This is a genomic window from Mycobacterium sp. (assembly GCF_049281135.1).
In the GTDB taxonomy this organism is placed as follows: Bacteria; Actinomycetota; Actinomycetes; order Mycobacteriales; family Mycobacteriaceae; genus Mycobacterium.
Window position 1 is genome coordinate 1 of the sequence record NZ_JBAPRN010000138.1, and the last position, 11,509, is coordinate 11,509.

At 64.7% G+C, this 11,509-nt stretch carries 11 protein-coding genes and 2 pseudogenes; 8 read left to right on the forward strand and 5 right to left on the reverse strand.

What is annotated here, in order from left to right:
* The 5 genes and pseudogenes from WAN02_RS05570 to WAN02_RS05590 all read left to right on the forward strand — a co-directional run.
* A pseudogene (locus WAN02_RS05570) lies at window positions 1–109 on the forward strand (co-chaperone GroES); the annotation flags it as partial.
* A gap of 92 nt (window positions 110–201) precedes the next feature.
* Window positions 202–1,821, forward strand: a complete 1,620-nt coding sequence (gene groL, locus WAN02_RS05575; RefSeq protein ID WP_422263178.1) for a chaperonin GroEL — start codon at window positions 202–204, stop codon at window positions 1,819–1,821.
* Window positions 1,822–1,945: 124 nt separating this feature from the next.
* Window positions 1,946–3,472: an adenylate/guanylate cyclase domain-containing protein gene (locus WAN02_RS05580; RefSeq protein ID WP_422263179.1), complete on the forward strand. Its 1,527-nt coding sequence runs from the start codon at window positions 1,946–1,948 to the stop codon at window positions 3,470–3,472.
* 189 nt (window positions 3,473–3,661) lie between these two features.
* On the forward strand, window positions 3,662–4,294 hold the full coding sequence (locus tag WAN02_RS05585; protein ID WP_422263180.1) for a hypothetical protein: 633 nt from the start codon (window positions 3,662–3,664) through the stop codon (window positions 4,292–4,294).
* A gap of 147 nt (window positions 4,295–4,441) precedes the next feature.
* Complete coding sequence (locus tag WAN02_RS05590) at window positions 4,442–4,864, forward strand: Rid family hydrolase (RefSeq protein ID WP_422263181.1); 423 nt, start codon at window positions 4,442–4,444, stop codon at window positions 4,862–4,864.
* 23 nt (window positions 4,865–4,887) lie between these two features.
* Here the strand turns inward: WAN02_RS05590 and WAN02_RS05595 are convergent, their stop codons facing one another.
* Window positions 4,888–5,349 carry an OsmC family protein gene (locus WAN02_RS05595; protein ID WP_422263182.1) on the reverse strand — a complete coding sequence of 154 codons (462 nt, stop codon included), beginning with the start codon at window positions 5,347–5,349 and terminating at the stop codon, window positions 4,888–4,890.
* A gap of 184 nt (window positions 5,350–5,533) precedes the next feature.
* On the opposite strand from WAN02_RS05595, the gene WAN02_RS05600 reads away from it, so the two are divergent.
* Together WAN02_RS05600 and WAN02_RS05605 are read left to right on the forward strand one after the other, a co-directional pair.
* Window positions 5,534–6,634, forward strand: coding sequence for a ferritin-like domain-containing protein (locus WAN02_RS05600; protein WP_422263183.1), 1,101 nt, complete (start codon window positions 5,534–5,536; stop codon window positions 6,632–6,634).
* 77 nt (window positions 6,635–6,711) lie between these two features.
* Window positions 6,712–8,238, forward strand: coding sequence for an adenylate/guanylate cyclase domain-containing protein (locus WAN02_RS05605; protein WP_422263184.1), 1,527 nt, complete (start codon window positions 6,712–6,714; stop codon window positions 8,236–8,238).
* Between the two features lie 45 nt (window positions 8,239–8,283).
* Here the strand turns inward: WAN02_RS05605 and WAN02_RS05610 are convergent, their stop codons facing one another.
* The 4 genes from WAN02_RS05610 to WAN02_RS05625 form a co-directional block, all read right to left on the reverse strand.
* Entirely contained in the window at window positions 8,284–8,967 is a 684-nt protein-coding gene (locus tag WAN02_RS05610; protein ID WP_422263185.1) for a trimeric intracellular cation channel family protein, read from the reverse strand.
* A 223-nt stretch (window positions 8,968–9,190) separates the two neighbouring features.
* Window positions 9,191–9,958, reverse strand: coding sequence for an SDR family oxidoreductase (locus WAN02_RS05615; RefSeq protein ID WP_422263186.1), 768 nt, complete (start codon window positions 9,956–9,958; stop codon window positions 9,191–9,193).
* Window positions 9,959–10,001: 43 nt separating this feature from the next.
* Complete coding sequence (locus WAN02_RS05620; RefSeq protein ID WP_422263187.1) at window positions 10,002–10,856, reverse strand: LLM class F420-dependent oxidoreductase; 855 nt, start codon at window positions 10,854–10,856, stop codon at window positions 10,002–10,004.
* Window positions 10,857–10,906: 50 nt separating this feature from the next.
* Window positions 10,907–11,158: a hypothetical protein gene (locus tag WAN02_RS05625; RefSeq protein ID WP_422263188.1), complete on the reverse strand. Its 252-nt coding sequence runs from the start codon at window positions 11,156–11,158 to the stop codon at window positions 10,907–10,909.
* 162 nt (window positions 11,159–11,320) lie between these two features.
* Between WAN02_RS05625 and WAN02_RS05630 the strand changes: the two are divergent.
* Window positions 11,321–11,509, forward strand: a pseudogene (locus WAN02_RS05630) (hypothetical protein); the annotation flags it as partial.

The window sequence follows — 11,509 nt, forward strand, 5'->3', positions numbered from 1 at the left end:
GGGTGACACCGTCATCTACAGCAAGTACGGCGGCACCGAGATCAAGTACAACGGCGAGGAGTACCTGATCCTGTCGGCCCGCGACGTGCTGGCCGTCGTCGACAAGTAGCTAGAAGCGTGTTCCGCCCCGGCGAACACCTGCGTCAACGCGTGGGTGATTTCCGGGGCGGATCGCTTATGAGACGGGACAAGTAAGGACCTATGAGCAAGCAGATTGAGTTCAACGAAACCGCGCGCCGGGCGATGGAAGCCGGCGTGGACAAGCTCGCCAACGCGGTCCGCGTGACGCTGGGCCCGCGCGGCCGGCATGTGGTGCTGGCCAAAGCCTTTGGCGGGCCCTCGGTGACCAACGACGGCGTCACCGTCGCCCGCGACATCGACCTGGAAGACCCGTTCGAGAACTTGGGCGCCCAGCTGGTCAAGTCGGTGGCCACCAAGACCAACGACATCGCCGGCGACGGCACCACCACCGCGACCGTGCTGGCGCAGGCCATCATCAAGCACGGACTGCGCAACGTCGCGGCGGGCGCCAACCCGATCGCGCTCGGTCTGGGTATCGGCAAGGCCGCCGATGCGGTGTCCGAGGCGCTGCTGAAATCGGCCACCCCGGTGTCCGGCCAGACCGGTATCGCGCAGGTGGCCACCGTCTCGTCGCGTGACGAGCAAATCGGTGAGCTGGTCGGCGAGGCGATGACCAAGGTCGGCCACGACGGCGTGGTGAGCGTCGAGGAGTCGTCGACGCTGAACACCGAGCTCGAGTTCACCGAGGGCGTCGGCTTCGACAAGGGCTTCCTGTCGGCCTACTTCGTCACCGACTTCGACGCTCAGCAGGCCGTGCTCGAGGACGCCCTGATCCTGTTGCACCGCGACAAGATCAGCTCGCTGCCTGACTTGCTGCCGTTGCTCGAGAAGGTCGCTGAGGCCGGTAAGCCGCTGCTGGTGATCGCCGAGGATGTCGAGGGCGAGCCGCTGTCGACGCTGGTGGTCAACGCCATCCGCAAGACGCTGAAGGCCGTCGCGGTCAAGGCGCCGTTCTTCGGCGACCGTCGCAAGGCGTTCCTGGAGGACCTGGCCATCGTCACCGGCGGTCAGGTGGTCAATCCCGACGTCGGCCTGTCGCTGCGCGAGGTGGGTCTCGACGTGCTCGGTTCGGCTCGCCGCGTGGTGGTCAGCAAGGACGACACCGTGATCGTCGAGGGTGGCGGCGGTGCCGAGGCCATCGACAACCGCGCCAAGCAGCTGCGGGCCGAGATCGAGTCCACCGACTCCGACTGGGATCGCGAAAAGCTGCAGGAGCGGCTGGCCAAGCTGTCTGGCGGCGTTGCCGTGATCAAGGTCGGCGCCGCGACCGAGACCGCACTCAAGAAGCGCAAGGAAGCCGTCGAGGACGCCGTCGCCGCCGCCAAGGCCGCGGTCGAAGAAGGCATCGTCCCCGGTGGCGGATCCGCGCTGGTGCACGCCCGCAAGGCACTCAAGAAGCTGCAGAAATCGCTGTCCGGCGATGAGGCCAGCGGAGTCGAGGTGTTCTCCAACGCGCTCAGCGCCCCGCTGTATTGGATCGCGACCAACGCCGGGCTCGACGGCGCGGTGGCGGTCAGCAAAGTCGGCGAGCTGCCGGTCGGCCACGGGCTGAACGCAGCGACGCTGAAGTACGGCGACCTGGCCGCCGACGGGGTCATCGACCCGGTCAAGGTCACCCGGTCCGCGGTGCTCAACGCCGCATCGGTGGCACGCATGGTGCTGACCACCGAGACCGCGATCGTCGAGAAGCCCGCTGAGGAGGCCGAGCACGCCGGTCACCACCACGGCCACGCTCACTAGATAGTTGAAAGGAGCACCCCCGGTCATACGGCCGGGGGTGCTTCGTTTCTGACGGCAAACGGCGAACGGCGGGAGCCCCACTAATAGCCGCAGCTTAATCGCTACGGACGTTTAGTCTCGCGGCATGGACCGGATCTTTCAGTGGGTGTGGGATCGATATGGACCAAGGTATTCGTGGGCGATCTGTGCCCTCGTATACCCACCGGGGCTGTGGGTCTATCTCAGCTACTCGTTGATCATTATCGCGTTCGAGGGATCTGGTCGCTACATCGCCGCCGCCGTCGTCACCGCTGTCGCCATGCTGGTGCGGGTTTACCTGCTGGTTCTTCCCGGCTCGAAAGAGGTGCGCCCGTTTGAAGGGTGGGCAGCGGGCCACGAGATCGATCCGATGACGGCGCTGGGCGCCACCTTCACCTATACGCGCAGGTTGATTGGCCGACTGCTCGCGACCGATGTGGTTGGGGCCGCTCTGCTTGGGGTTGTTGTCGGTGGGATCGCCGGGGGGACCGGGTGGCGGCTGGTCCAGTACGGGATTGTCGGTGCCGCGTACGGCGGGGCCGTCGGGGTGATCAGTGGGCACAGTTTCGTGGAAGGAGCGCTGCGGCCGGCGAGGGCCGCCATCGCCGGTGACACAGGAATTGGTGACTCCCTACCGCGCTCTCGCCCGACTTTTGCCGCGTGGTCCAAGATTTACACGCTCGCGGTTGCGTTCGCGTTCGCCACCGCGGGCGCGATGCTGGCGTCCCTGATCGACCGCTCCCGCGAGGATCCCGTCGTCGCCGTCGTGATTGGGTGTGCGTTAACGCTTATCTCCGGGCAGCTAACTGTCGTGACGACCTCACCGTTCTTGCAACCGATCCGCGACCTCGCCAAAGGAACAGAACGTGTTGCCGTCGGTGACTTCAGCCAACGCCTGCCGGTGGTTCAGGACGACGACTTGGGCGCGCTGGCGGCGTCGTTCAACCGCATGCAGGCGGGATTGGCTGAGCGGCAACGACTTCAGGCGGCGTTTGGCACCTACGTCGATCCAGCGCTTGCGGCGCGGCTACTTGCCCAGGGTGATGACGTGTTCACTGGTGAGCGCCGCGAGGTAACGGTGATGTTCGTCGACATCCGCGACTTCACCCCGTTCGCCGAAGCGCACACCGCCGAGGACACCGTCGCCCGGCTCAACGCGCTATTCGAGATCGTGGTGCCAGCCGTCGTCGACGCCGGAGGGCACGTCAACAAGTTCCTCGGCGACGGCGCGATGGCCGTCTTCGGGGCACCAAACGATCTCGCGGATCACGCCGACGCCGCGGTGACCGCCGCTGTGCGGATTCACCGCCTCGTCGCCCAGCGATTCGGCGGTGACCTCCGGATCGGCATCGGGATCAACACCGGTGTGGTGATCGCCGGCACCATAGGCGGCGGAGCTCATCTTGAGTTCGGCCTGATCGGCGACACGACGAACGTGGCTGCCCGCGTCGAGCAGCTCACCAAGACCACCGGTGACGCCATCCTTCTCACTGACCAAACCGTCGACGCCCTGGTTTCTCGACCGCCCGGACTCGTTGACCGGGGAGCGCACGCTGTTAAGGGAAAGTCAGCCCCCACAAAGGTCTTCGGCTTAGACCCAGCGGTTACCCGCGTTCGGTCGCGAGGTCGGTGATCTGGTTCTCAGCACCGATGGCCAGTGGATGGCGCTTCCGCTCAAGACCGCGACTCGGTAGTGCCGTGCCGGCAGCGCGCGAATCTGCAGTAGCGCGCCACTGCGCTCGTCTCACCGCACCCGAGTAACGATTCCTATCGGAGGTAGCCAACGGCAAGGAACCGTTGGCCGTCATCGAAGGAGATGATTATGCAACTCGCACTTCGTCCCTACGCGACCGCCAGCGTTGTCGTGGTTGGCGCCGGCCTGATCTATGTCACCCCAGTGGCTGCACCCCATATCGAGCAGCGCACGGTTGAGCTTGCCGCCACCGAGACCCTCAGCGATCTGATCGCCCCCTTCGATGCAGTGGCCAGCAGTCTCGGTGGCGTCGGCGGGTCGCTGTGGGACTCGGTCACTGACGCCCTCGCGCCCGAAGGTGGAGCGCTGAGCAGCGAACTCAGCGGCGTGCTGCCGAGCATGGGTGATCTCAGCGGGACGCTCGCCGACGCAGCGGACAGCACCGACTTCTGGGGCCAAGTGGAAGCTTACTTCGGCAGCCTTGTTTTTCTCGGTGCCCTCCTTTTAGCAGGTTTCATCGGGGGTCTTCAGGAAATCTGGGAGGAAATTTTGACTGCTCTGGGCATCCAGCCGGCAAGCGCCTTGACAGCGGCTGCGACCGAGGCGTTGGACCCCAGCGCCTTGACGTCGGCCATGGACCTCAACCCGTTAGCCGACATCGGCACAGCGTTCGATCCCGCCGCACTAGCCGACATCGGCACAGTACTGAGCACCAGCGCGATCCCGGATATGGGTGGGATTCTGACGAGCCTGATCTCCTGAAACTATCCCTTCGGATCCCTTCGGGCCGTGAGGAGACAGGCATGATGTCGTAAGGATCGAGTGTCCCGCCGGTCGATCGGCCGGGGGCGTTTCCTTGTTCAAGGTCTGTTTATCGTCGGTCGCGAGCACACCCGGAAAATGGCACACATGAACAGCGCATCATTCTTCGTCACTCCCGGATATGGCGATCGCCAAAGGCAGAACTTCCACTATTCGCAGGCGGTTCGGCACGGCAACCGGGTCGAGACCTCCGGCCAGGGTGGTTGGGATGACAGTTGGTGTTTTCCGGAGTCGGTCCGAGACGAAGTGATTCAGGCCTTCGACAATGTTGAGCGGACACTGGCGACCGCGGGAGCATCGTGGCGACACGTGATCAGCGTTCACTCGTACCACTTGCCGAACGCTGATGGCACGATCGGACAAGATCACCTAGCCACGATGGCGGATCAGTTTCGCCGCCGTATGGGTGAACGTGCTCCACTGTGGACGTGCGTCGGCGTCGCAGCTCTCGCAAATCCAACAATGCGAGTCGAGATTCAAGTCACCGCAGTGATTGACGGCGACGGGTGATCACCGGGCCGGGGTGCCGGCTGTCACAGCAAGGACGTGGCGACGGCGACCTCTGACGTCAAGGTCTGATGAACGGGGCAACGTTCGGCGATGAGCAATAGCCGTTGCCGTTGCGCGTCGTCGAGGTCGCCGACCAGCTCGATGTCGCGATCAATGTGATCGATCCAGCCGCTGCGGGTTTCGCAGTCGGCGCAGTCTTCCGCGTGAATGCGTGAGTGCCGCAACGTCACTCGAACTCGCTCGAGCGGCCAGCCTTTGCGGTTGGCGTACATCCGGACGGTCATCGAGGTACATGTCCCGAGCGCGGCCAGGAGCAGATCGTAGGGCGTCGGCCCGGTGTCGTTGCCAATCGGCTGTGGCTCGTCGGCGACGAGCCGGTGGTGCCCGGCGTCAATCTGCTGCGTATACGTCCCCGAACCTGTCTCGGTCACGGTCACCACGCCCTCGGACGACACCGCGTGGTGGCCAGTCTGCTCTGTCGTCATGCCGGTCTCCTTGGCGGTTTGAAACGGCGAAAGTTCAGTAGTGCGCTACTGCGAGAGTCCTATCGCACCCGGGTGACGATTGCTGGGGCGGCCCGCCCGTCAGGGTTGACGCGGCTGCCACACGCGGTGCAATGTGATACCCGTCACATGACCGCTGGTCACGCGGGCAGAAAGGCAGCAGCTCATGAGCACGAAGGACAAGTACACGGAAGTGCCCGCGCCCTACTCGTGGGAGGTCCCCAGTGCCGGCGACGCGCGCTTCACGTGGGAGTACGACGAAGGTCGCGCCCGCCTTCTTTCCCTGTATCAAAAGGGAAAGGACAAGCAGTGGGATGCCCAGTCACGCATCAACTGGGCCCAAGACGTCGACCCGATGAACCCGATCGGGCTGCCCGACGAGTTCCATCCACTGTTCGGCAGCCCGATGTGGGACGCCGCAGACGACGCTCGTCGCGCCGAGATGCGCCAGCACTTCCAGGCTTGGCAGCTCTCGCAGTTCTTGCACGGCGAGCAGGGTGCGATGGTGTGCGCGGCCAAGATCGTCGAGGTCGTCCCGGACCTGGACGCGAAGTTCTACGCGGCCACCCAGACCATGGATGAGGCCCGGCACGTCGAGGCGTTCTCGCGGTTCCTGCAGGAGAAGGTCGACCTGGTCTACCCGATCAGCAAGCACCTGACCGCGCTGCTGGACGACACCCTGCGCGACTCGCGCTGGGACATGCCCTATCTCGGCATGCAGGTCCTCATCGAAGGGCTCGCACTCGCCGCCTTCGGGGTGTTGCGGGACATGTCGGCGCAGGACTCGCTGGCCAAGGCGGTGCTGGCCTACGTCATGCAGGACGAGGCCCGGCACGTCGCCTTCGGCCGAATCTCGCTGAAGGACTACTACTCCGCGCTGACCGAGGCCGAGCGTGGCGAGCGTGAAGAGTTCGTCGTGGACGCGTGTTACCTGATGCGCGACCGGTTCCGAGGCGAAGAGGTCTTCGAGACCCTCGGCATGGACGTCCAAGCCTGTGCTGAGTGGGTCGACACGTCGCCGCTGATGATCCAGTTCCGCTCGCACTTGTTCAGCCGCATCGTGCCGATCGTCAAGGACATCGGGTTGTGGGGCGACAAGGTGCAGAAGGCCTTCGCGGACATGGGTGTGCTCGACATGGGCGGCTTCGACATCGAGGCGCTGATGAAGGCCGATGAGGATCAGGCCGACGCGCTCGACAAGGCACATGCCGAGATGGCCGACCGGGCCCTCGAGGTGGACGAGGTGATTGCGACGGGCGCGAGCTGACCCAATCGCCGGTGTGGCGACGAACCGGCCCGAGGTGTTTTCGTAGCTCAGCACTCGCGAACACTTAGTCTCCCGACATGGACCGCATCTGGCAGTGGGCGTGGGATCGGTACGGGGCGAGGTACTCGTGGGCGGCCTTTGCCATCACCGTCGTCCTAGGGGCGCCTACCTTACTTGTTTGGTCGTTTGTCATTGTCGCCCTGCAGAAGTCCGATCGATACGTCGAGGCGGCCGTCGTCACTGTTGCCGTCGCGGTGCTGCTGCAGTACCTAATCGTTCTTCCGGGCCTGGGCAGTCTTCGCATTGTTGAGCGGTGGGCAGCCGGTCAGGAGGTCGATCCGGCGCGCGCATTGGACTCCACCTACGTTTACGCGCGCGGGGCGGCTGCCCGTGCTGTGTCTGTCACCGCTGTGTGGGCCGCGCTACTCTTCGCGGGTGTCGGCGCAATCGCCGGGGCAAGCGGGTCACGGCTAGCTGAATACGCGATTCTGGGCGCCGTCGCGGGAGGAATCGGCCAGCTGATGGCTGTGCATAGCTACGTAGAAGGAGCGCTGCGGCCGGCCCGGGTGTCGATCGCCGGTGATACCGGGATCGGCGACGCCATGCCGCGCTCTCGACCGACATTTGCCGCGTGGTCGAACCTGTCCATGCTCGCGGTCGCGTTCACCAACGCCATCTCCGCTACGATGCTGGCGGCTGCGTTCGCTTCGGCCGTCGACGCCCCAGTGCTGGCCATCGTGATCGCGTGCGTGTTGGTGATTGGCTTCACCCCGCTCACCGTCGGTGCCATCTTCGCACCGTCCCTGCGACCCATCCGCGATCTCGCCGAAGGAACCGAACGTGTCGCGGCCGGCGATTACACCCAGCGACTCCCAGTGGTTCAAGACGACGACCTTGGTGCATTGGCAGCGTCGTTCAACCGCATGCAGGCGGGTTTGGCTGAGCGGCAACGACTTCAGTCGGCGTTCGGCACCTACGTGGACCCCGCCCTAGCGGCGCGGCTGCTGGAGCAGGGTGACGATGTCTTCACCGGCGAGCGCCGTGAAGTGACGGTGATGTTCGTCGACGTTCGCGACTTCACTCCGTTCGCCGAGGCGAACACCGCCGAGGACACCGTCGCTCACCTCAACGCGCTGTTCGAAATCGTTGTGCCGGCGGTGGTTGAGGCCGGCGGGCATGTCAACAAGTTCCTCGGCGACGGTGCGCTCGCCGTGTTCGGCGTTCCGAACGATCTCACCGATCACGCCGATGCCGCAGTTAACGCCGCGGTGATGATTCAGCGCCTCGTCGCCGAGCGATTTGATGACGCGCTTCGCATTGGCATTGGGATCAACACCGGTGTGGTGATCGCGGGCACCATCGGTGGGGGAGGCAAGCTGGAGTTCACCTTGATCGGCGACACCGTCAACGTTGCGGCCCGCGTCGAGCAGCTCACTAAGACCACCGCCGACGCGATCCTTCTCACCCGCCAGACCGTCGACGCTCTCAGGGCTCGACCGCCCAGGCTCACCGAGCGCGGATCCCATGCGCTGAAAGGTAAGTCAGCCGAAGTGGAAGTCTTTGGTCTCGACCCCACTGCGACCTCTGAACATCGCCTCGGCTGAATTGTTAACGCGCGCCAACCGTGGTCGGCGGGCTGGCCAGGTCGATCATTGCTCGTCTGGAGGGGAATGCGGCGGATCCGAATCAGGCGACTCTGCTTTGTCGCCGGCAGTTCCACGCGGGGTCGGTGCGTTCAGGTCGAAGCGGACGCCGAGCATCCGGATAGCGAAGCAGACCGCGGCGGCTCCCAGGGCGGTCGGCAGTCCGTAAAGACCCATCCGCATAGCGGCGACGGTGATCGCTGCGGCGACCAGCGTGGGGATCGCATATAGCTCGCTGCGAAGCACAGTTGGAATCTTTCCGATGAGTGTGTCCCGAATCGTGCCGCCGCCCACCGCGGTGACGGCGCCCAACAGAAGCGCGGGCCCTACCCCCAGTCCGAATGAAACAGCCTTGTTGGTGCCGATTACCGCGAAAACGCTGAGCCCGATCGCGTCAAGAACCGTGATCGACGTCTCCAATCGATGGAGGTGCTTGCTGAGGACGAACGCGATTAGTCCACCGGCGACCGCCAGCGCAAAGAAGCGCCAATCACGAAAGGTCGCAGGCGGTATGGAACCGATGAGAACATCTCGAATCACTCCGCCGCCCAACGCCGTAGCCATGCCCAGCGCCACGACACCCACGATGTCGAGCCGTGCAACCCGCACCGCTGTCAAAGCTCCGTTCAGGCCGAAGACGAAAGTCCCGGTCAGGTCAAGCGCCAGCAGCAGCGGCGGTTCGGCGCTCACAGACCCCCTCTTGTGGCGCGGCTGCTGATCTTCGCGAACTCGCGGCCGCCGCGCGTGTGGATTCGACCGTCGCAGAATCTATCGCATCCCGCGGATGTTCTGCTGCTGGAGCAACTTCTGCCGACCGCTCCGCGCCCCTGGCGGCGCCATGGCTGTGATCGGCAAACTACCGAGATGGCCCTTGTCGACAAGCCCGCCGAGCAGGCGGACGATCACGGTCCCCTCACCAGCAGGTGTAGCCCCCGTCGATCACGATGTCGGATCCGGTCATATAGCTCGACGCGTCGCTCGCCAGATAAAGGTATATGCCGACGAGTTCCTCGGGCCGGCCCAAGCGTCCGAGCGGGATCTTCGGTTCCCACAGCGCGTGGTACTCGCCTAGCGGCTCGACCAGTTCGGTAAGGATGTAGCCCGGGCTGACGCTGTTGACCCTGATGTTGTGTGGTGCGAACTCCATCGCCATTGCCTTGGTCAGATGTATGACAGCTGCCTTCGACGCGCAGTAGTGGCCCACCTGCTGCGGCGTGTTGATGATGTGGCCCGACATCGATGCCGTAGTGATGATCGTTCCACCGCGATTCCCGACGACCATGGCGTGTGCCGCCGCCTGCGCGGTCAGGAAGACACCGTTGACGTTCGTATTCTGGATGCTCTGGAAATCCTCCAGCGGCATGTCCAGCAGGCTGTTGAGGGCGATGATCCCGGCGTTGCACACTGCGATGTCGATCCCGCCCAACTCATCGTCGACCCGGTTCAACATGGTGGACACCAGTTCGGGCTCGGTGACGTCGCAGACGATCGGCACCGCCGTTCCGCCGCCGGCAGCGATCTCGGCGGCCAACTCCTGCAGCGGCGCAGGATGTCGGGCGGCTATCGCCACTGCGGCCCCGGCTTGCGCGTACGCCAGCGCCACTTGCTTGCCGATACCGCTGGAGGCGCCGGTCACGAGCGCCTTCTTGCCGTGCAGCTCAAACAGACTAGCCACGTTCACGCTCGGTCACCCCTCGTCGGCCCCGTACTCGTTGGGCCTGACCTTAACGCGACAGGCCAAGTGGCCCGGCGAGCTCGGCCAATATCGGCAATGCCAATGCGGTGTCATACACGCTCCCCGCCAGGATCGCGACATGATTGGCGCCGGCCTGGTGATACTCGCCGAGACGGTTGGCGATTTGTTCAGGCGTCCCGTGGGCGACCACGGCGTCGATGAACTTGTCGCTGCCGGGCCGCGTTACGTCGGCGTCGGTGAAACCTAGCCGTTTCCAATTACTTACGTAGTTCGACAGGCTGAAGTAATGGTCCAGCCCCTTGCGCGCGATGGCCCGTGCTTCCTCGGCATCGGCAGACAGCACCACGTTGTGTATAGGCGCAAGGAGTGCATTCGGCCCGATGACCTCGCGGGCCTGCGCGGTGTGTTCGGGTGTCGCGTTGGCCGGGTGCGCTCCGGCCGTGCGTTCGGCCGACAGCTTCAGCACCCGCGGCCCTAGCGCGGCGAGCACGCGTTGGTTGGCCGGTACGCCGTATTCGTCGAGTTCGTCGAGGTACGACACCAGCGCTTCGTACGGCTTGCCGGATTGCCCCTGCACTTCGGGATGGCCTGCCCCGATGCCGAGTACGAAACGGCCGGGGTGGGCGGCGTTGATGCGATGGAACGAGTCGGCGACCGGCTTGGCGGCGGCCGTGCAGATGTTGACGATTCCGGTAGCCACCTTGATCGCGGTAGTCGACTCCAAAAGTGGCTCGACGAACGATAATTCGGCTGGCGGCGAACCACCGATCCAAATCGTGCCGTAGCCCAGCCGCTCAATTTCCTGAGCCTGATCGGGGGTGGCGCCAAGTCCGATGAAGCCGAACCGGCCGAGGTCGGGGGTGGCGGTGCCAGATGTGTTCATTACTGGCGCAACCCGTGCACCGCACAGAGCTATTCCGCGTCCGCAACGGTTTAAGTATCGCGGTCGGGAAGGGTGCGGCGATGCTGGCGCAGGTGCTCCGCCCCGGCGGCGGAAACCGCAACTCCGGCGCCGCCTTCCGGTGCAGGTCGGCGGGCGATGAAACCACGCTCCTCCGCGGTCTCCCAAACCGGCAAGCGCGGACACGACGTCCGCCAAGCGTCGAGGACTTCACCGTAGGGACGTGGGCGTCGACCGATCCATTCGAGGAGATCGAGGACGAGGGCGTCGAGGGTGTCGGACATGATGGCCTCCCGCAGTAGGGACGAAGCTAACCAGATTTTCCTTCACACCTCCCGGCACCGGCGCCAAATAGGTCAACTGCCCCATGTATTCGGGCCGCACGAGGCGAACAATTTGCGTCAGGCGGTCACGCAGGGCTGCGACGAACAAAGGGGCATCACAACATGCACACCAACCGCACCCTGAATCGGATGATTGCCGGCGCGCTGCTGACGGGCGGCGTCGCGATCGGCGGCCTGGGGCTGGCCTCGGGTAGCGCCCAGGCCGAATCCGGCCTCACGCCCCTGGTCTGGCAGATGGATGATCCGAACGATCAGCCGCCACCTCCTGAACCTGCCCCACCGCCACCACCC